This window comes from Streptomyces vulcanius (assembly GCF_042653945.1).
In the GTDB taxonomy this organism is placed as follows: Bacteria; Actinomycetota; Actinomycetes; order Streptomycetales; family Streptomycetaceae; genus Streptomyces; species Streptomyces mangrovi.
On the sequence record NZ_JBHSFK010000023.1, the window covers coordinates 134,922 to 155,058 of the forward strand.

The 20,137-nt window shown below is 70.6% G+C and carries 13 protein-coding genes; 10 read left to right on the plus strand and 3 right to left on the minus strand.

Going from position 1 to position 20,137, the window contains the following annotated elements:
• Position 1: 1 nt before the first annotated feature.
• The 5 genes from ACFPIH_RS31550 to ACFPIH_RS31570 are packed head-to-tail and all read left to right on the plus strand — an operon-like array spanning position 2 to position 7,503.
• Positions 2-1,321 carry an ABC transporter substrate-binding protein gene (locus ACFPIH_RS31550; protein WP_381176002.1) on the plus strand — a complete coding sequence of 440 codons (1,320 nt, stop codon included), beginning with the start codon at positions 2-4 and terminating at the stop codon, positions 1,319-1,321.
• Positions 1,318-2,250, plus strand: coding sequence for a carbohydrate ABC transporter permease (locus ACFPIH_RS31555; protein WP_381176005.1), 933 nt, complete (start codon positions 1,318-1,320; stop codon positions 2,248-2,250). The genes ACFPIH_RS31550 and ACFPIH_RS31555 overlap by 4 nt, the downstream gene beginning before the upstream one ends.
• A gap of 8 nt (positions 2,251-2,258) precedes the next feature.
• Positions 2,259-3,125: a carbohydrate ABC transporter permease gene (locus tag ACFPIH_RS31560; protein WP_381176008.1), complete on the plus strand. Its 867-nt coding sequence runs from the start codon at positions 2,259-2,261 to the stop codon at positions 3,123-3,125.
• On the plus strand, positions 3,125-4,846 hold the full coding sequence (locus tag ACFPIH_RS31565) for a DUF2264 domain-containing protein (protein WP_381176011.1): 1,722 nt from the start codon (positions 3,125-3,127) through the stop codon (positions 4,844-4,846). Before ACFPIH_RS31560 ends, ACFPIH_RS31565 begins: the two co-directional genes overlap by 1 nt.
• Positions 4,843-7,503, plus strand: coding sequence for a discoidin domain-containing protein (locus tag ACFPIH_RS31570; RefSeq protein ID WP_381176014.1), 2,661 nt, complete (start codon positions 4,843-4,845; stop codon positions 7,501-7,503). Before ACFPIH_RS31565 ends, ACFPIH_RS31570 begins: the two co-directional genes overlap by 4 nt.
• A 53-nt stretch (positions 7,504-7,556) precedes the next feature.
• Here ACFPIH_RS31570 and ACFPIH_RS31575 read toward each other — a convergent pair whose 3' ends face one another.
• From ACFPIH_RS31575 to ACFPIH_RS31585, 3 genes are all read right to left on the minus strand, one after another.
• On the minus strand, positions 7,557-9,701 hold the full coding sequence (locus tag ACFPIH_RS31575) for a glycosyl hydrolase family 95 catalytic domain-containing protein (RefSeq protein ID WP_385877961.1): 2,145 nt from the start codon (positions 9,699-9,701) through the stop codon (positions 7,557-7,559).
• A 313-nt stretch (positions 9,702-10,014) separates the two neighbouring features.
• Positions 10,015-11,946, minus strand: a complete 1,932-nt coding sequence (locus tag ACFPIH_RS31580) for a beta-N-acetylglucosaminidase domain-containing protein (protein WP_381176020.1) — start codon at positions 11,944-11,946, stop codon at positions 10,015-10,017.
• Entirely contained in the window at positions 11,943-14,117 is a 2,175-nt protein-coding gene (locus ACFPIH_RS31585; RefSeq protein ID WP_381176023.1) for an endo-beta-N-acetylglucosaminidase, read from the minus strand. Before ACFPIH_RS31585 ends, ACFPIH_RS31580 begins: the two co-directional genes overlap by 4 nt.
• Positions 14,118-14,253: 136 nt before the next feature.
• On the opposite strand from ACFPIH_RS31585, the gene ACFPIH_RS31590 reads away from it, so the two are divergent.
• From ACFPIH_RS31590 to ACFPIH_RS31610, 5 genes are all read left to right on the plus strand, one after another.
• Entirely contained in the window at positions 14,254-15,282 is a 1,029-nt protein-coding gene (locus ACFPIH_RS31590) for a LacI family DNA-binding transcriptional regulator (protein ID WP_381176026.1), read from the plus strand.
• A 97-nt stretch (positions 15,283-15,379) separates the two neighbouring features.
• Positions 15,380-16,684 carry an ABC transporter substrate-binding protein gene (locus ACFPIH_RS31595; protein WP_381176030.1) on the plus strand — a complete coding sequence of 435 codons (1,305 nt, stop codon included), beginning with the start codon at positions 15,380-15,382 and terminating at the stop codon, positions 16,682-16,684.
• Positions 16,681-17,580: a carbohydrate ABC transporter permease gene (locus tag ACFPIH_RS31600; RefSeq protein ID WP_381176033.1), complete on the plus strand. Its 900-nt coding sequence runs from the start codon at positions 16,681-16,683 to the stop codon at positions 17,578-17,580. Before ACFPIH_RS31595 ends, ACFPIH_RS31600 begins: the two co-directional genes overlap by 4 nt.
• Positions 17,577-18,410 carry a carbohydrate ABC transporter permease gene (locus tag ACFPIH_RS31605; protein ID WP_381176036.1) on the plus strand — a complete coding sequence of 278 codons (834 nt, stop codon included), beginning with the start codon at positions 17,577-17,579 and terminating at the stop codon, positions 18,408-18,410. The genes ACFPIH_RS31600 and ACFPIH_RS31605 overlap by 4 nt, the downstream gene beginning before the upstream one ends.
• 131 nt (positions 18,411-18,541) lie before the next feature.
• Positions 18,542-20,110, plus strand: coding sequence for an acyl-CoA carboxylase subunit beta (locus ACFPIH_RS31610; protein ID WP_381176141.1), 1,569 nt, complete (start codon positions 18,542-18,544; stop codon positions 20,108-20,110).
• The last annotated feature ends 27 nt before the right edge of the window (positions 20,111-20,137 follow it).

The window sequence follows — 20,137 nt, forward strand, 5'->3', positions numbered from 1 at the left end:
CATGAAGAGATGGCGTCCGGTCCGGAGTTGGCGCACCGCAACGCTGGCCACCGCCACCGCGGCGCTTTTACTGGCCGGCTGCGGTGGCACCGGAGGCGGCGGCAACTCGGGAGGTGACAAGGGCGAGTTGCTGGTGTGGGTGGACAACACCCGTACACCGGCGGCCCAGCAGTACAAGAAGGCGCATCCCGACGTGAAGATGCGCATCGTCACCATCCCGCCCGACGCGGGCTACGTCCCCACCAAGGTCTCGCTCGCCAACCGCACCAAGAGCGGCTGGCCCGACGTCGTCTTCCTCGCCAACCCGGCCGAGGCGGCGACCCTCGCGAGCGACAGGTTCGGCTACGCCGCCCCGCTCGACGACCTCGTCCCGAAGTCCGTCCGCGACGGATTCGCCCCCGGCTCCCTCGACACCTGCACCTTCGGCGGCAGGACGTACTGCCTGCGCAACGACATCGCGCCCACGGTGCTCTGGTACGACGCGAAGCTCATGGAGCAGTACGGCTACGACGTCCCCAAGACCTGGGCCGAGTACCAGCAGGTCGGCCTGAAGGCGGCCGAGGAGCACTCCGGCACCGTCGTCGGAGCGGTCAACGGCAAGTACGGCGCGGGCGTCTACTTCGGCAGCAGCGGCTGCCCCACCCGCGACACGCTCAGCCTCACCAAGGTCCACATCGACCTCACCCAGCCGAGCTGCACCCGGGTCGCCGACCTCCTCCAGCCCATGGCAAAGGCCAAGGCGGTCACCATGGTCGTACCCACCGACCCCGCCTTCGCCAGGCTCGGCACCGAGAACAAGATCCTCATGCTGCCGGGGCCCGCCTGGTTCGGCGACTTCATGTTCGGCCCCGCCTTCAAGATCCCGAAGGGACGGATCGCCGCGGCCCCCATGCCCACCTGGCCCGGCGAGACCAGGTCCTACGCCGGCCAGGTCGGCGGCGGCGCCTTCCTCGTCTCCGCGCACGCGGGCGACCGTACGAAGGACGCGGTGGACCTGGTCCGCTGGATGACCACCGACGTCACCCTGCAGGCCGCACAGCCCACCTATCCCGCGTTCACGGCAGCCGCCCAGAAGTGGGGCGAGACCAAGTCCAAGGACCCCTACTACGCCTCCGACCCGATGCCCGCCCTCAGCGCGGCGGCGAACGCGCTGCGCCCCGGCTTCGGCGCCGTCCGCTTCGAGGCCGACTGGCAGACCACCTTCAACGACACCGTCGGCAAGGCGGCCGACTCCGGCGGCGATCTCAAGAAGGCGCTCACCAGCTGGCAGGACAAGCTGGAGGCGGCGGCCGGGACCAGCGACTACACGGTCGGGCCATGACACTCACCCCCACCCGGCCACCCGTGCCCGCCACCGAGGCCCCGGCCGTACCCCGGCGCCGCAGACAGCGGGGCCGCACCACCGCCGTATGGATCCTCGTCGGCCCGTACACCGTGTTCCTCGCGGTGTTCGGGCTGGCGCCCGCCGGATACGCCCTGTGGACCTCCTTCGTCCACGACGGTTCCTTCTCCGGCGCGCGCAACTGGACGGCCGTCTTCGACGACTACCGGCTCGGCGAGGCGGCGCAGAACGTCACCCTGTACCTCCTGCTGTGGCTGCCGGTCCTGCTGCTCACCGTCCTCTCGCTCGCCTTCACCCTGCACGCCAGGCCGGGCCGGGTGTCCGGCGCCTTCCAGCTCGTCTACTACCTGCCGGGCGCGGTCACCGGCTCGGCGGCGGCCCTGCTGTGGCTGTTCATGGTCAGCCCGGGCAACAGCCCGTTCGGACCGCTGCTGAAACTCCTGCACGTCAAGAGCGCCACGGACGCGCTCTCGGGCGGCAGCCTCATCGCCGTCCTCGCCGTGATGGGCGTCGCCGTGCACGCGGGCGGCTGGATCGTCGTCCTGTACGGGGCGCTCACCGCGCTCCCCAAGGACGTCCTGGAGGCGGCCCAGGTCGACGGCGCGTCGGCCTGGCGCACCATGTGGCACGTCAAACTGCCCATGGTCCGCACCTACGTCGCCTTCGTCCTGATCTCCAGCTTCGCCTCCGGCAGCCAGGTCTTCGTCGAACCCACCGTGCTCGGCACCGGCGCCCCCGGCCAGATCAGCCCCACCTGGTCCGTCAACCAGCTCGCCTACGTCTACGCCACCCAGGACGGCGACTTCGGCAAAGCAGCCGCGCTGTCGCTGGCCATGCTCGCGGTCGGACTGCTGGCCGCCTGGATCGTGATCACCCGCACCCGTATGTACGCCACGGACACCCGGTGAGTGAAGCGATGACCGTTCTGTCCCGCGGCGCCCGCGCCCTGTTTTTGCTCGGCGCCGCCGCCTTCTTCGGACTTCCCCTGCTCTGGCTCCTGCTCGCGCCCACCCGCACCGCCGACGACCTGACGACCGGCTCACCGCTCGGCTTCGGCGCGCTCGGCAACGTCACCGACGCCTGGTCGCACCTGATGTCGTACAACGACGGCGAGATCACCCTGTGGATCGGCAACTCCGTCATCTACGCCTCGGCGAGCGTCGCCCTCGCCCTGCTGCTGTGCGTACCCGCCGGCTATGTGCTGGCCAAGCACGACTTCGCGGGCCGCCGGACGCTGCTCACGCTCTCCGTCGTGACGATGATCCTGCCCCCGGCCGCCCTGGTCCTGCCCCTGTACCTGGAGATGTCGGCGGTCAACCTCACCGGCACGGTGTGGTCGGTGATCCTGCCGCTCTCCTTCTACCCCTTCGGCGTCTACCTCGCGTTCCTGCACTTCCAGGCCAACCTGCCGGACAGCCTGCTGGACGCCGGACGCGTCGACGGCGCGAGCGAACTGCGGTTGTTCTGGTCGGTGGCGGTGCCCCTGGCCCGCCCGGCGATAGCCCTCATCGCCTTCTTCGGGTTCGTCCGCTGCTGGACCGACTTCTTCCTCCCCTTCGTCATGCTCTCCGACGACCGCACCTTCACCCTCCAACTCGGCCTGATGTCCCTGCTCCAGTCCACCGGCGCGGTCAACAACTCCAGCGGCTTCGCCGACCTCGACATCCATCAGCCGGAGGCCGCGCTCGCCGGTCTGGTGGCGTGCGCGCCCCTGCTCGTCGGGTTCGTGCTCGCCCAGCGCTTCCTGCGGACGGGCCTGCTGGCCGGAGCGGAGAAAGGCTGATGAGAAATCAACTCCAGCAAGAGGTAGGGCGGTTGGCGGCCCCCGTCGTACCGCACTTCAGCGCGGGCCGGGCCCGGGTGCGACTCGGCGTCAACACCGCCATCCACGACGACACCGCCGCCGAACTGGAGTCCTTCGCCCGCCCGTTGTGGGGCCTGGCCCCGCTCGCCGCCGGCAAGGGCGAGGTCCCGCACGCGGAACTCTGGCAGCGCGGACTGGCCGCGGGATCCGATCCCGGCCACCCCGAGTACTGGGGCGAACCCGGCGACCGCGACCAGCGGATCGTCGAGATGGCCGCGATCGGCTTCGCCCTCGCGCTGGCACCCGAAACGTTCTGGGACCCGCTCACCGGCCCCGAACGCGACCGCCTCGCCCGCTGGCTGCTGAGCGCGCTACCGCGCGAAACGGCGGACAACAACTGGCACTTCTTCCCGGTGCTGATCGGCCTCGGCCTGGACCGGGTGGGGGTGGCGTACGACCATGAGCCGATCGCCGCCCGCCTCGCCCGCCTGGAGACCTTCTGGCTCGGCGACGGCTGGTACTCCGACGGACCGACCGAACGCCGCGACTACTACGTGCCCTGGGCGATGCACTTCTACGGCCTGCTGTACGCCCGGCTCACGGGAAAGGGCGACCACTTCCGCGAGCGCGCGGCCCGTTTCGCGCTCGACTTCCGGCACTGGTTCGCCGACGACGGCGCCGCCGTCCCCTACGGCCGCAGCCTCACCTATCGCTGGGCGCAGGCCGCCTTCTGGGGCGCGTTGCCCTTCGCCGGGGTCGACGTGCTGCCGTGGGGCGAGGTCAAGGGATATCTGCTGCGGCATCTGCGCTGGTGGCAGGGGCGTCCGGTGACCGGCCCCGACGGACTGCTGTCCATCGGCTACGGCTATCCGCAGCCCGCGCTGGCCGAGCAGTACAACGCGCCGGGGTCGCCGTACTGGTCCCTGAAGGCGTTCCTGCCGCTGGCGCTGCCCGCCGAGCATCCCTTCTGGACCGCTCAGGAGGAGCCGGCCCCCGAACTGCCCGCCGTCAGCGCGCAGTCGCACCCCGGTGCCGTGCTGATGCGCACGGACGGAGACGTGACCCTGCTCGCCGGACGGCAGCACCACGCCTGGGTACGGCACGGCGCGGAGAAGTACGCCAAGTTCGCCTACTCCTCACGCTTCGGCTTCAGCCTCCCGAACGGACGGCTCGGCCTGGAGCAGGGTGCGTACGACTCCATGCTCGCCCTCAGCGACGACGGCGGCGCGCACTACCGCGTCCGCGAGGAGCCCATGGACCCCCACGTCACGGCTGACACGGTGCGCAGCAGCTGGCGGCCCTGGCCCGACGTGGAGATCACCACCTGGCTGACCGCCGCACCGCCCTGGCACCTGCGCAGACACCGCATCCGCACCGCGCGTGCGCTGCACACGGCGGAGGGCGCCTTCGCGGTCGACCGCGACGCGGGTACGGACCGCGAGACCGGCACCGGATACGCGTGGGCGTCCGCGCCGACGGGCTTCACCGGCGTACGGGACCTCGACGGTCTGCGCGAGGGCGAGGTCATCGACTGTCTGCCCGGCACGAACGTCCTCGCGCGGCGCACCGCACTGCCCATGCTGACCGGTCAACTCCCGCCAGGGGAGCACTGGTTGAGGTCCGCGGTGCTCGGCACCCGCAACGGTCCCGAGGCCGAGGCGGCCTGGCGACGACCCCCGACACTTGGAGACGGGACATGAGACTGAAACACCTGTCCGTACTGGCCGCCGTGACAGCGCTGCTGGCGCTCCCGGTGCAGGCGCAGGCCGCGGGCGCCGGCCGAACCTATGAGGTCGCCCCCTGGGGCAGCGACCACGCACGCGGCACCCAGGCCGCCCCCCTGCGGACCATCGGCGCCTGCCTCGACCGCGTCCGCCCCGGCGACACCTGCCTGATCCACCGCGGCACCTACCGCGAGCAGCTGACCCCGCCCTCGGGGACGGCGGGCGCCCCGATCACCCTCGCCGCCTACGGTGACGGCCCGGTGACCGTCGACGGCACCGAGCGGGTGACGGGCTGGAAGGACGCCGGCGACGGACTGGTCGCCGCCGACACCAACCTCCCGCCCGACCCCGACTTCAACGCGGTGTTCCTGGACAACTCCCGTGCAGCGGAAGGCCGTTGGCCCAACTCCGGCTCCGACCCGCTGAACACCACCTGGGCCGAGGCCGATCCCACCTCCACCGACCAGCACATCGACGACACCGATCTGCCCGACGCCGACTGGACCGGCGCGACCGTGCATCTGTGGGCGGGCTCCAACCCCTGGGCCCAGCAGACCGGCACGGTCACCGCCGGCTCACCCGGCAAGCTGGACTTCAAGGGCGGCAACTACCGCTGTCCGCCGCTGTGCATGGGCAACCAGAACTACCGCAACTACTACCTCGTGGACTCCAAGGCCGCCCTCGACCAGCCGGGGGAGTGGTACTACGACGAGGCCGCGCACCGGCTGTACATGGTGCCCCCGAAGGGCGGCATGGCCGGCCACACGGTGACCGCCAAGCACCGCCTGTGGGGCGTCGACCTCACCGACAGCTCGTACGTCACCGTGCGCGGCCTGAACCTGTGGGGTACGTCCCTGCGAACGGGCAAGTCGAGCACGGGAGTTGTCGTCGACGGCCTGCACGCCACCTATATCTCCGAGTTCTCCACCCTCCCCATGCCGCCGGACAGCGACCTCGCGATCCCGCCGACCGAGGGGCACATCGTCGCCTCCCGCATCCTCGACTCCGGCGTGCAGATCCTCGGGACCGGCAACACCCTGAAGAACAGCGAGATATCGCAGTCCGCCGGCGACGGCGTCCTGGTGCGCGGCACCGGAAACACCGTCACCAACAACTACATCCACGACGTCGGCTGGATGGGCAGCTACACCCCCGGCATCGAGATCAACGGCAACGACCAGACGGTCACGCACAACACGATCCGCCGTACCGGGCGCGCCTCCATCGACACGGCCTGGCAGCTCAACGGCACCGAGTTCCACGGCAACCGCATCGCGTACAACGACCTGTCCGAGGCGATGCGCACCTCCCGCGACGGCTCGCCCTTCTACGTGTGCTGCAGCCTGAACGGCTCCGGCACCTCCATCGACCACAACACCTCGCACGACGCCGACGGCCAGGTCGGCTACTACGTCGACAACTACTCCGGGAACTTCCTGCTGCACCACAACGTGGCCTGGAACACCGGCAGTCGGGGCACCTTCTTCAACGGCCACACCGGCCCGAGCATCGCCAACCAGGACCACAACTCCAGCTACGGCATCGGCATCAACGGCAACTCGGTGCTGCTGAGCGGCGCGACGGACGCCTCCGGCTCGTACATCAGCAACATCGTCGGGCCGAAGCCGATCAGCGTGACCCAGATCGGCGACCCGCTACCGGTGGTCCGCTCCAACCTGATCAGCGACCAGCCCGGCTACACCGACCCGGTCAACGGCGAACTCTGGCCGAAGGCCGGATCCCCGGTCATCGACGCGGGCGAGACGATCGACGGGATCACCACGGATGTCCGGGGCACGGCGCCCGACATCGGCGCGTACGAGGACGGTGAGCCGATCTGGTCCACCGGCTGTGATCTCCCCGGCTGTCAGCAGCGTGTCCGGCACGGTGCCTGGACCGCCACGGCGAGCGACGGCACGGACGCCTCCGCCGCTGTGGACGGAGATATCAACACCCGCTGGACGGCCGCCGCCGCACAGGCTCCCGGTCAGTCACTGACCGTCGACCTGGGGGAGACGAAGACCTTCGACCGGCTCTCCCTCGACGCCGGACGCGACACCAGCGGACAGCCGTACGGCTTCTCGGTGTCCGTCAGCCGGGACGGCAAGGCATGGAGCGGGGCGGTCGCCCGGGTCGCCGGCCGGTCCTTCACCCAGGACGCGGCCTTCCCGGTCCGGACGGCCCGGTACGTCCGGATCACCCTTACCGCGAGCGGTCCCGTCCCCTGGGTGGTCAACGACCTGCGTCTGTACGGCGAGGGCCCCGACGCCTCCAGCACGCTCCAGGCCGAGCAGGCCACGTCCACGTACGGGGTGCGGCTCGGTACGGCCGCCACCGGCGTGCTCGGCTCCGGCGACCGGATCGGCTACCGGCAGGCGAGCGTGAACGGCGGCCGTCTGACCGTACGCCTGGCCTCCACCTGCACCACTGGCTGCGCACTCCAACTCCGCCTGGACTCCCCGCAGGGCCCGGTGGCCGCAACCCTTCCCGTGCGTGCCACGGGCTCCGCGTCGACATGGCGGGAGCAGTCGGTCACCCTGCCCCATCGCGTCACGGGCATCCACACCCTCTACCTCGTCGCGAAGGGAGCCCACCAGGTCGCGGCCGTGGACTGGCTGACGATCCGTCCCTGACGCCGGCGTGGCGTGCCGCCGAGGTGCCCGAATCGCGCACCTCGGCGGCACGCTCAGTTGCCGGGCAGTCCCCAGCGGGGCGCCTCCGCGTTCGGGCGTACGGGCGCGACCGCCAGGTCGGGCCGGTCGCCCTTGGCCGTGATCAGCACCGAATCGCCCTTGCGCAAGGTGACGTGGACGGCGCCGTCGCCGGCGTCGGAGTAGCGGAGGGGGCGGCCCCGCCCGTCCCGTACATCGATCGGCCCCGCGATCCCGTGCCGTACGACGCAGGGGGCGCCCGCCTCGCTGACCAGCCGCACCCAGCGGGTCGCACCGCCCTTGCGGCGCGCGCTGAGGAGGAAGGCGCCCTGCGTACGGAAGTCGTGCACCATCAGGTCCGCCCAGGCCGCGGGCAGCGCGGGGAACACCCTGATGACCCCGCCCCACGACTGGCAGACCATGTCGTGCAGTGACTGCGCCGCCGACAGGGGTGTCTCGATGACCGGCCCCGACTCCTGGTACATGGTGTTGGGCTGGATGAAGCGGGTCATCAGCTCACCGAGGTACCCCAGCGCGTCCTCGCCCTTGCCGAGCAGCGCCGACATCGAGGCGGCGCCCGTGAAGGTGTATCCCTGGAGGGCGCCCTCGAAGCCCACCCAGTGCGCCAGTGACTTCTCGATCAGGGCGCGTTCCTCGGGGGTGCGGCCGGTCACCTCGTACAGCGGGTAGACGGCGAGCATATGGGAGTAGTGGCGGTGGGACTTCGCGAAGGGGATGTCCGCGCCGATCATGAAACCGTTCGCGTCCGTCGGATACGGCACCCGCTTCGCCAGCACCTCGCGCCAGCGTGGCGCCAACGCGTCCTTGATTCCGAGGAGTTCGGCGGATTCGAGGAGGGTGCGGCAGCCCCAGGTCAGCAGCATGAGGTCGTAGTTGCAGTCGCGGGAGTCGCCGCCGTACTCGGGGGAGAAGGTGGCGGGCAGATGGAGTTTGCCGTCCGGGCCGGGCTCCAGGAAGTGCAGGTAGTAGTTGACCGCCTTGCGGAGGAGGGGGAACAGGACGTCGCGCAGGATCCGCTTGTCCATCGTGTGGCGGTAGCTGAGCCAGACGTTGTGCAACGCCCAGGTCAGATTGCCGACTTCGGGGGTCGGCGGGTCCTCGCCGGGGATGCCGACGCCGTACCCCATGAGGGTGCTGGCCGCGCCGTTGACGAGGTGGGGATCGGTGGTGCGGGGGATACCCAGCGAGTCGGCGCGGTACGGCGTCGGCGTCTCCTGGGCGAGGTTGTCCCGGAACTCGCTCAACGCCCGGGTGATCGCGTCGAGTTCGAGGTGGTTGGAGCCGTGGATGAGCCAGTACTCCAACTGTGCGTTGAGGTTCCACCAGGTGTTGGGCCAGGGCGTGGGTTCCAGCCAGGGGCCGCTCGTCGCCATCACCGGGGCGTCGCGGCGGGCGGCGGAGGCCGTCTTGTAGAGCTGGATCCAGTAGAACCGCTGGATCCGGGCGTCGGGAACGGAGAGGAAGCTCTGCCGGTAGTAGGCGTGCCACCATGCGCGATGGGTCACCGCCAGGGCGGAGTACGGCAGCAGGGCCGCGGCACGGACCGCCTTCAGCGCCCGGCCGAGAGCCGTGGTTTTCGGGTAGGAGTGGGCGACGTGCGCATACAGCGTCCGCGTCCGGCCCCTGGTCCGCTCCTGCCACGCGGTGACGTGCTGCCCGCCCGCCAGCAGCGGCTGTACGGCGGCGGTCACACCGTCGTGGCCGGCGACCTCGGCGGGCGGGTTGCCCTGGTAGCCGTCCGGCAGCGGCTTGAAGGCGGCCCGCGGACTGATGGCGTCCGCGGGGTGGAACACCCAGCGGAAGCCGCGCTCGCCCTCGCTCGCGGTCACTTCGACGGCGAGGATCGAGTGGTCGTTGTGGACCAGGGCGCGCAGGGACAGGGTGCCCTTCTCCGTGGTGAGCGTGCCGGTCAACTCGGCCTCACGCAGGGACAGTCGCCAGTCGAGGCCGGTGATCGCGCCCACCGGCTCCAGTGTGAAGTACCCGATCGGCAGCCGGGCCAGGCCGAAGAGGGAACCGAACTCGGGGCGGTGGTCCTGCACTTCGGAGTGCTGGACGTTGAAGCGCACGGCCGTCGACGCGGCGCCCGGCTCGGCGTAGATCCCGGAGCCGAGCAGTCCGTTGCCGAGGAACGGGCCTTCGTACCAGGCCGTCGGCATCCGCTGCCAGACCAGGTCGGCGTCATCGAGGACGGTGCGCCAGGGGTCGGAGTCGTGGCCGGCGGGCAGCGCGGCGGCCTGGGTGGCCAGGCCCGAGGTCACCAGGACGCCACCCAGAGCGGATCCGGTGGCGAGGACGGTACGTCTGGACGGATCGGAAGCAGAGGGACATGACACGTTGCCTCCAGGCGAGCTCGGTGCGGGCGCGGTGCGGGCGCCATGAATCATCGGAGCTTTCTCGCCAGGAAACATAGAGACGGGGAAGGTGTGCGTCAATGCATAGGGATAGATCCGATGTATTGGCTGCTGTGGCTCAGTGAAGCGAGCGGGCTTCCGTGAGGAACACGTCGAGCACCCCGTCCGCGACCCGTACCGGCCCCTGTGGGCGGGTTTCGCCCGGGATGGTCTCGATCGCGCCGGCCTCACCGGCCAGTTCGGCTGCCGCGTCGAACATCTGCTCGGCGCGCTGCTCGTCGCCGGACAGCCGGGCGTCGAGCGCGTCCAGCGTCCGTTCGAACGCGGCCCCCCACAGCCCCAGCGCGTCCAGCCAGGGCGAGCAGTCGGCGACGAAGCCCCGGTCCACGACCCCGCTCCTGATCCGCTGCGGCGCGTCGGCCAGCCACTCCGCGTAGGGAAGCAGGACGTTCAGCGCGTCCGGCTTGGCCCCGTCGTCCCAGGCGGCACGGAACTGCCCGAGACGAGCGGCCAGTTCGGGGGCCTGCGGCTGCCAGGGATCCGCGCCGAAGGTGGGTGCGAGATGCTCGACGTCGAAGAAGGCCAGCAGCGCCGAGACCGTGTCCGGGTCGCCTCCCGCCAGGTAGTCGGCGGCGGCCGTCCAGGCGCGCCGAGGGTCGTAGCCGGTGTCGTTCCAGGCGAAGTCGGCGCCGCCGAACAGGGCGATCTTGCTCGCCGCCGCCTGGTTCATGGGGTTGAGCACCAGCCCGGACAGCTGCCCGTGCAGCCCCGGTTCGCGCTCCGCGTAGGGGGCGAGCAGCAGCCGCCCCTCCGCCTGGCCGTAGTCGTTGACCGGGTAGTTGTCCCACAGGAACACCTTGCGGCCCCACACCGCGGCGGCCTGCGCGGCGTCCTGGACGGTGATACGCGGCGGCACCGTGTCGGTGCCCGTCCACATCACCTGGATCGCGGGGTCGAGCTGTTCGCGGACGGTCTTCTTGTAGGCGGTCTCGGTGACGTCCCCGTACTCGGTCGGCACCATCTGCAGCGGTTCGGTCCCCTCCCGCGATGCCAGGAAGTCCCGCTCCAGCCGGTTCAGCATTTCCACCTGCGCCCGGGCGGCGGACTCCCGCGACGGCGCCCCGTACACCGTCCGGTCGCCGGTGCAGTTCCACCGCGTGTAGCTGATGTCGTCCAGCGGCACGGAGAAGCTGCGCACCCCCAGGTCGTACACGGCCTGGAGCTTGGCCTCCAGCGCCGCCCGGTCGGCGGCGGAGCTGTAGCAGATGGAGACCCCCGGCGAGAGCGCGAACGTGAACCGCACATGGTGGTCCGCGGCCTGTCGCACCAGCTCGCCCAGCTCGGCGAGCCGGTCCGCCGGGTACGGATCCCGCCAGCGTTCACGGTGGTAGGGGTCGTCCTTCGGGGCGTACAGATAGGTGTTCATCTTCAGATCGCCGTAGAACGCGAGCTGGTCGAGGCGCTCGGCATGCGTCCACGGGCTGCCGTAGAAGCCCTCGATCGCGCCGCGCAGCGGCATCAGCGGATAGTCGACCACCGAGACTCCCGCGACGGTAGCGCCGACGGTGAGCTGACGCAGTGTCTGCGCCGCGTAGTACATGCCGTTCCCGTCCGCGCCGGCCAGGACCACCGAGCCGCCGTCGGGGCCGGAGCGGGAGGCCAGCGCGTAGCCCTCGGCGGGCAGGGCGTCCGGCACCGTGCCGCCCGCCGCCCGCAGTGCCCGCGCCACCGGGGCGTCGTCGATCCCTCCGACGACCACGGTCAGTTCGCCCGCCGCGCCGCGTCCGGCCGGCAGGGGGTCCTCCTCGATCTGCTCGGCGCCCGCCGCGCGCAGCACGGAGACGACCAGGTCGAGGGCCGGGCGGTCGACCGCACCGGACGTGACCACCCGCACCCGGGACGGGACGACCACGGCGTCCCCGTTGGGTTCCAGTTGCTGCGGACGGGGGGTGACGGCGGGCGGCGTCGCATCGACCGGCGTCGCGTGGGCCGCCGGGAGGAAGCCGGTGAGCAGGCAGAGCAGAGCGAGCGACGCGAAGGCGCGGCTCACCAGCTCAGCTCCGTAGTGGCGGCCGGACCGCGACGGCCCGTCACCGACACCGCCTCCAGCTCCAGGAGGGTCGTGGCGGTGTCCGCGTCCCGCGTCAGTGCGCAGAGGCAGTAGGCGCCGTCGTAGGTCCGCCCCAGCCACTTCCGGCCGCCGGCCGTCCTTCGGAAGATGTCGTAGTGGGCCACGCCGTCCGGCTCGAAGTCCCAGCTCAGATAGACACTGGCGACGTCCTGGGCCCGTACCGCCCGGTCCACCGTGAATCCCGAGGGGGTGCGCGGGGTGGACTCCAGGGCGGAGTCCGCCAGTTGCAGCTCGCCCAGGTTGACGGCGATGCCCTGCGCTCCCGCGGTGCCCGACACCAGGGACACGGCGACGGCGGCCACGGTCCGGCCGGACCACTGCCCGAGGCCGCCCGTCCAGCGTGTCCAGCCGGTACCCGCCACGCCGTCCGCGGTGAGCCACTCCGGCTGCGCCGGGGCGTCCTCGAAGACGAGTCCGACGCGCAGGGTGAGGCCGGCGGCACCCCGGTGCACAAGGGTGACGGCGGTGGTCGGAGCGAGCGTCAGCCGGGTCTTGTACAGGCGTACGGTCGCCGACTGCGACGGGCCCAGGGCGCCGCTGAGACGGAGCGAGGAGCCGCCGTCGTAGGCGATGGCGTGGTCGTAGTCCACCCGGACCGCGGTGCTCGGGGCCCCGGCGGCGTCGCGCACCCACCACTGCCAGGTGGGCAGCAGGTCCTGCACACCGATGTCGAACCAGGGCCGGTCGCCGACCTGTATCCCGTCGACGAAGAACCGCTCCCCGGTGCCGGTGCAGAAGCGGGTCGCGAAGGGCAGCTTCCCGATCGCCGACTTCTCCACGATGTGGTGGGCCGTACCGTCCCAGCCCGCCGGGTCGAGCGGACGGCTGCTGTCGGGCTGCCGGGTACGGCCGGAGCGTGACGGGTCCTCGGCCGGGCCCGACCACAGCTGGCGCTCCCGAGCGTAGGCGGGGGCCTGCGCGGCGAGGGTGGTCTTGTCGCCCTCCACCGTGTACCAGACCATCTCGGAGCCCAGGAACGCCCAGCTCGTCCGGGGCTCGGCCCCCTCGGGGAAGATCGCGCGGGGGTCGTAGGGCTGGGCGAACCGGTACATGCCGATCTCGCTGCCGGCGTAGACGACCTCGAAGGGATCGAGGCCCAGCGAGAGCGCATGGGAGCGGGACGCCTGGATCTTCGCGGAGCTCCACCAGTAGTTGAGGAAGACGCTGGTGTTGATCCGGTCCGAACCGGAGCCCACCCAGGGGGAGTTCACCCGGTTGAACTCGTTCTGGTAGGAGATCCGGCCGTCCACCGTCAGCGAGTCGTACCACTGGAGGTGGAAGCCGGCGGGAGCCTTGCGCGCCATGTAGCGCAGCATCTCCATCAGGAGTGTCGCCTGCGCCGCCGGGATGACCGCTTCCTGGTTGATGAAGTACCCGTCGAAGCCGAAGTACTCCGCCATCGCGATCAGCTTGTCGGCGGTGGGGAAGGTGCCCTGCGGAGTCTTCTCGACGATCTCGGCGAAGTTCTCCGGGCGTGGCCAGAACCAGCAGCCCAGGCTGAGGACACCGTTGCGGTGCGCCGCGTCGGTGTACCCGGGGTTGGGCAGGTTGACCAGTCCGTACGGTGGGTTCGCCTCGTCGTGCCGGCCGTCGAGCGGTAACCCGTGCCAGGACGCGTAGAGATCGGCGTACTGCCAGAACCGCAGGGCGTACGCCTCGGCGCCCGGCCCGTACGGATAGCCCTCGGTCTCCCAGCCTGGCTGCAGATAGTCGTTGGCGAGCACGGCCAGCCTGGGGCGGGGGTCGAGCCCGCGCCGGGCCTGGGCCGGCTCGAACGGGGCGATCCGCGTGGCGAGCGGGACCCGCGAGCGCAGATAGCGGGCGTAGCGGTCGGTGGCCGGGTCCCAGGCCTTGATCTGCGGGCCCGAGTACCCGTGCATCAGGGGAGGTTCGGGTCCGAAGTCGGCTGTCGCGGCGACAGCCGCCGCCGAGATTCCCGCGCCCGTCGCCGGCAGCGCGGCGGCCAGCAGTCCGGCGCCGGTGGCCTGGAGGAATCGCCGGCGTCGCAGCCAGGTGGGGGATCCGGGCTCCCCCGCGGGAACCGGCCTCGCGGGTGGACCGTTCTGTTCGCCGATCTCGTCAATGGGCATGGGGGTCCCCTCTGGCGGACACGGGTCGGGTCGCGCAGTCCAGAACGGAGCCGACACTAAAGCGCTAAAGTTGGTGCTGCAAGAGGCAGTTGACGTCACATCAGCTTCGGCGGGGTCACAACACATCGAGGTTTCCATGACAGCCGAGGGCCGTCGTCCCAGGCTCCGGGACATCGCCGACCTGGTGGGGATATCCGAAGCCGCGGCTTCCTTCGCCCTCAACGGGAAGCCCGGTGTCTCGGAGGCCACCCGTCGCCGCGTGCTGGAGGTCGCCAGGGAGCTGAACTGGTCACCGCACCCGGCGGCACGCGCCCTCACCGGCGCCGGATCCTCCACCGTGGGCCTGGTCATCGCGCGCAGCGCGCAGGACGTCGGGACGGAGCTGTTCTTCCACCGGCTGATGACCGGGATGCAGACGGTGTTGAGCCGCCGGAACTACGGGCTGCTGTTCCAGGTGGTGGGGTCCGTGGAGGAGGAGATCGAGACCTGCCGGAGGTGGCAGCACGAGCAGCGGGTCGACGGAGTGGTCCTGGTCGATCTGCGGCGCGACGACCCACGGCCGGCCGCCGTGGCGGCGCTCGGCCTGCCCGCCCTCATCGCGGGCGGGCCCGACCCCGGGGGAGCCCTGCCCTCGGTCTCGATCGACGACGCCGCGGCGATGCGGGCCATCATGCGGCACCTCAAGGACACGGGCCATGACCGGGTCGCCTATCTGTCCGGAACCGCCTCCATGCTCCATGTGCACCGCCGCATCGAGTCCTTCGAGAGGACCGGGCGCGACCTCGGCTTCAGCGACTGCCGCACCCTCCCCACGGACTTCTCGGCGGCGGCCGGCGCGGCCGTCACCGAGTCCGTGCTCCTCGGCGGACCGCGGCCCACGGCGCTGGTCTACGACAACGAGGTGCTCGCGGTCGCCGGTGTCGGCGTCATCCGCCGGCACGCACTGCGCATCCCCGACGACGTCGCGGTGGTGGTCTGGGAGGACACCCCGGTGTGCACCGCGCTCACGCCCGCGCTCACCGCGCTGCGGCGCGACGCGGTGGGGTTCGGCGCGGACGTGGCGGAGCGGCTGCTCGAGCTGCTGGCCGGTGAACCGGCGAAGGACCACGAGGAACGGGTGCCGTCCCTGATCGCCCGCGCCAGCACCCTGGGTACCGACCGTTGACACTCTCAACTTAAGCGCCTTAGTGTCGCTCGCGTCTTCCCGGGCTCCGGCCCCGTCCAAAACTCACCTGCGGCACCACCGACCAAGGGAGTTCACGATGCGACGGACGAGATTATGGGGGGCCGCGAGCGCGGTCATGGCGTTGAGTCTGGGGATGGCCGGCTGCGGTGTGGGCGGCGGTGGTGACGACGACGCGGGCGATCCCGGCGCGTCGGCCGGCGGCAAGGTCACCGGGGCGGTCACCTTCCAGACGTGGAACCTGAAGGGCGGGTACCAGGACTACTTCACCGACCTCGTCGCGGCCTTCGAGAAGAAGTACCCCGGCACCGACGTGAAGTGGATCGACCAACCCGCCGACGGATACTCCGAGAAGCTCTCCGCGGACGCCGCCGCGGGCAATCTGCCGGACGTCGTCGACCTCGGCCCCGAGGCGGGCTACACCCTGGCCGGCGCGGACATGCTGCTGAACATCGCCAAGGCCGACCCTTCCGCGAAGAAGGACTTCCTCCCCGCCGCCTGGAACGCCATGACCTGGGCCGGCATCGACGGCGGCACATACGGCTACCCCTTCTACCTCAACACCGGGCCGTCGTTCTTCAACACCGCGCTCATGTCCGAGGCCGGCCTCGATCCGAAGAACATCCCCGAAACGTACGACGAGTTGTTCGCCCAGGCCGACGAGATGGCCGACGCCGCGAAGGGCGAGTACTCGATGCTCGGCCGGACCCCGGTGATCGAGACCTTCGGGACCTACGGCGTCGAGCTGATGAACAACGACGCCACCGCGTTCACCTTCAACAACGACAAAGGCGTCGAACTCCTCACCCGGTACAAGGAGATGTACGACTCCGGAGCGCTGACCGAGGACATCCTCAACGAGAAGCAGGTCGGCGAGGTCGACAAGTTCAAGGCGGGCCGCCTCGGCTGGCTGCCCGGCAGCGCCTACAACCTGGCGGACTTCAAGAAGAACGCCCCGGACATCTACAAGAGCGTCGCGATCGGCCCGATGATCGCCAACTCGGCGCCGAACATGTACATCGAGTCCCTCGCGGTGAGTTCCAGGACCAAGAACGCGTCGACGGCCGTCGCGTTCGCCAAGTTCGCCACCAACGCCGAGAACCAGCTGGCGTTCGCCCACCGGGCGGCGATCTTCCCGGCCACCGCCGGCACGCTCGACGACCCGTTCTTCACCAAGGACGACGCAACGGACGAAGGCAGGGTCCGGGTCGAGTCCGCCGCACAGATCGAGCGGGCCGTCGTCCACTGGCCACCGGCCTTCTCCCAGGCCATGGTGGACGAACTGCGCGAGCAGGTCGCCCTGGCGCTGAAGGGCGACAAGTCCCCGAAACAGGCCCTGGACGACACCGTCGACTTCTGCAACGACAGACTCGACCGGACGTGACGTCCCCCGTCAGCCGGACACACCACCGGTGGACGGCGCCCTGGCTCTTCCTCACCCTCGGGCTCGTCGTCACGGTCGTCTTCGTGCTGTTCCCGTTCGTCAACACCGTGGTCCTGTCCTTCACCGACGCCACGATGGTGCGCGGCGGCCGGTTCATCGGCCTGGACAACTACGGTCGGCTGACCGACGACCCCCGCTTCTGGACCGCTCTGCTGAACTCCAGCCTGTACGTCGTCTGCGTGGTCCCGTTCATGGTGGTGCTCCCGCTGCTGCTGGCCTGCCTGGTGAGCCGGCCGGGCAGGTTCGTCGGAGTGTTCCGCAGCGCGTACTACATGCCGGTCGTCACGTCCGCGGTCGTGGTGGGACTGATCTGGACCAATCTGCTCGACAGCCGTGGGCTGGTCAACGAACTCCTGTCCTCGCTGCGGCTGATCTCCACGCCCGTCCCCTTCATCGCGGACCGCTGGCTCCTCCTGTTCAGCGCCATGTTCATCACCGTGTGGACCGGCATGGGCTACTACATGGTCATCTATCTGGCCGCGCTCGCACACATCCCTCCGGCCCTCTACGACGCGGCGTCCGTCGACGGGGCGGGCCCCGTGCGGCGGTTCCTCGCGGTGACGGTCCCCGGGGTCCGCTCGACCATGGCCCTGGTCGGTGTGCTGTCGTCGGTGGCCGCGTTCCGGGTCTTCAGCGAGATCTACGTGCTCTCCGGCAACACCGGCGGCACAGGCGGCAAGGACATGACGATGACGATGCTCATCCAGCGCGAGGGCACCGGCCTGTCCGCGGACACCGGCTACGCGACGGCGATCAGCGTCGTCATGTTCGTCATCACCCTGGCCATGCTGCTGGTCCAACTGCGGCTGCAACGGCGGGACGGGGACGCCGAATGAGCCGGCAGCGCCGCACCGGGGCGGGCGTCCTGCGCCATGTGGCGCTCGTCCTGGTGTTCGTGATCCTCGTCGGCCCGTTCGTGTGGCAGCTGTCGCTGTCCTTCAAGGGCACCGGCGACAACCTCTACAGCCGACCACCCCAGCTGCTTCCCGGCGATCCCACACTGGAGAACTACCGGGAGGCCGTCCGGCGGGTACCCGTACTCCACTACCTGCTGAACTCCGCGATCGTGGCGCTGATCTCCGTCGCAGCGAACGTCGTCGGGGCCACCTGCGCGGGCTTCGCCCTGGCCCGGTTGCGCTTCCCGGGGCGGGGCGCGGCACTGTCCGTGTTCGTCGTCGCGCTCCTGGTGCCCGGCGAGATCATCATCGTGGCGCAGTTCCTGCTGATGCGCTCCCTCGGGCTGAACAACACCCTGCTGGGGGTGGCCCTGCCGACGGCTGTCGCGGCCCTCAACGTCCTGCTGATGCGCAACGCCTTCCTCTCCCTTCCGGCGGCCCTGGAGGAGGCGGCGGTCATCGACGGGGCCAACGTCTGGAAGCGTTTCCTGCTGATCTGCGTGCCGCAGGTGAAGGGCGCGACCGCCGTCGTCGCGATCTTCGCCTTCGTGGGCTCCTGGAACGACTTCCTGTGGCCGCTCATCGTCCTGTCCGACCAGGACAAGTACACGCTCACCGTCGGCCTCAACGCCCTGCGGGGCACGTTCTTCGACAACCCGCGGGTCGTGGCGGCCGGCACCGTCATCGCGGTGGCACCCATCCTGCTCTTCTTCTTCGGCCTCCAGCGGTTCTTCTTCCGCGGGGTCGAGGAAGGCGGGATCAAGGGCTGAGCCGGCGCCGTCGCTTGTCACCTCACGACGAACCTCCGGCCCCCAGGACTCATCTCACGCAAACAGAGCCCCGATCACCCCGGGACGCTCCCGCGGCACTGCCATATTCGAGGACCACTTCGGAGGTGGCTGTGAAGCGAGAGGCGACAACGACCCGGACGACGGTGACGAGCGCGGCGGACCACACCGCCGGACGCATAGCGGACCTGGAACACCGTCGCGCGCAGGCGGTGGTGCAGGGCCCGCCGAGGAGACCCGGCGCCTTCGGCGCGCGGGAGCGGATCGAAAGGCTGCTGGACGAGGGGTCCTTCACGGAGACCGGCCTGTTCGTCCGGGCCCGGCCCACGGGGGACGACGCACGCCGACCCTACGGCGACGGAGTCGTCACCGGGTACGGCACGGTCGACGGCCGGCCGGTCTGTGTGTTCGCCCAGGACTCCACGGTCTTCGGCGGCAGCATGGGCGAGGCCTTCGGCGAGAAGACCGTCGCCCTCATGGACCTCGCGCTGAAGACCGGCTGCCCGGTCATCGGCCTCAACGACTCCGGCGGCGCCCGCATCCAGGAGGGCGTCGCCTCGCTCGCCCTCTACGCCGAGCTGGTGCGCCGCAATGTGCGGGCGTCCGGGGTGATCCCGCAGATCTCGGTCATCCTGGGACCCTGCGCGGGCGGGGCCGCGTACTCGCCGGCCATCACCGACTTCACCGTGATGGTGGACGGCGTCTCGCACATGTTCGTCACCGGGCCCGACGTCATCGAGGCCGTCACCGGCGAGCGCACCACCGCCGAGGAACTGGGCGGCGCCCGCGCCAGCAACACCGTCAACGGCAACGCCCACTTCCTGGCCGTCGACGAGGAGGACGCCCTCGACACCGTACGCGACCTGCTGTCGTACCTGCCCGCCAACAACCTCGGCCGGCCGCCGGAGTACGCGCCCGGCTCCGCTCCCGCCGACGACCGGCTCGACCGGGTCGTCCCCGACCGGACCGGCCAGGCCTACGACATGCGCGACATCCTGCACGCCGTCGTCGACGACGGTGAACTACTGGAAGTACAGGAGCTGTTCGCGCCGAACATCATCTGCGCCCTGGCCCGGATCGAGGGTGCCACCGTCGGGCTCGTCGCCAACCAGCCGCTGCACGCCGCCGGTGTCCTCGACATCGACGCGTCCGAGAAGGCCGCGCGGTTCGTACGGTTCTGCGACGCGTTCGGCATACCGCTGCTGACCTTCGCCGACGTCCCCGGCTACCTCTCCGGCGTCGGCCAGGAACAGGCCGGCATCATCCGGCGCGGCGCCAAACTCCTGTACGCCTACGCCGAGGCGACGGTCCCGAAGATCACGGTGGTGGTCCGCAAGGCGTACGGCGGCGGGTACGCGGTGATGGGCTCCAAGCACCTGGGCGCCGACCTCAACCTCGCCTGGCCCACCGCCCGCATCGCCGTCATGGGCGCGGAGGGCGCCGTCGGCGTGCTGCACCGGCGTGAACTCGCCGCCGCCGACGACCCCGAGGCACTGCGCGCCCGCCTCGTCGCCGCCTACGAGGCCACCCACGGAACCCCGTACCCCGCCGCCGAACGCGGATACGTCGACGCCGTCATCGCCCCCCGCGACACCCGCGCGCACCTCTGCCGGGCCCTGCGCGCGCTGCGCGGCAAACGCGCCCCGATGCCGGAGCGCCGGCACGGCAACATCCCGCTCTGATCCGCCCGACACCGTGACGTGAGGAGC

Coding starts and splice junctions, on each gene's coding strand:
- ACFPIH_RS31555 (WP_381176005.1), top strand. CDS start 1,318: ATGACACTCACCCCCACCCGGCCACCCGTGCCCGCCACCGAGGCCCCG.
- ACFPIH_RS31585 (WP_381176023.1), bottom strand. CDS start 14,117: ATGCCCATTGACGAGATCGGCGAACAGAACGGTCCACCCGCGAGGCCG.
- ACFPIH_RS31565 (WP_381176011.1), top strand. CDS start 3,125: ATGAGAAATCAACTCCAGCAAGAGGTAGGGCGGTTGGCGGCCCCCGTC.
- ACFPIH_RS31575 (WP_385877961.1), bottom strand. CDS start 9,701: ATGCCGACGGCCTGGTACGAAGGCCCGTTCCTCGGCAACGGACTGCTC.
- ACFPIH_RS31605 (WP_381176036.1), top strand. CDS start 17,577: ATGAGCCGGCAGCGCCGCACCGGGGCGGGCGTCCTGCGCCATGTGGCG.
- ACFPIH_RS31595 (WP_381176030.1), top strand. CDS start 15,380: ATGCGACGGACGAGATTATGGGGGGCCGCGAGCGCGGTCATGGCGTTG.
- ACFPIH_RS31570 (WP_381176014.1), top strand. CDS start 4,843: ATGAGACTGAAACACCTGTCCGTACTGGCCGCCGTGACAGCGCTGCTG.
- ACFPIH_RS31550 (WP_381176002.1), top strand. CDS start 2: ATGAAGAGATGGCGTCCGGTCCGGAGTTGGCGCACCGCAACGCTGGCC.
- ACFPIH_RS31560 (WP_381176008.1), top strand. CDS start 2,259: ATGACCGTTCTGTCCCGCGGCGCCCGCGCCCTGTTTTTGCTCGGCGCC.
- ACFPIH_RS31590 (WP_381176026.1), top strand. CDS start 14,254: ATGACAGCCGAGGGCCGTCGTCCCAGGCTCCGGGACATCGCCGACCTG.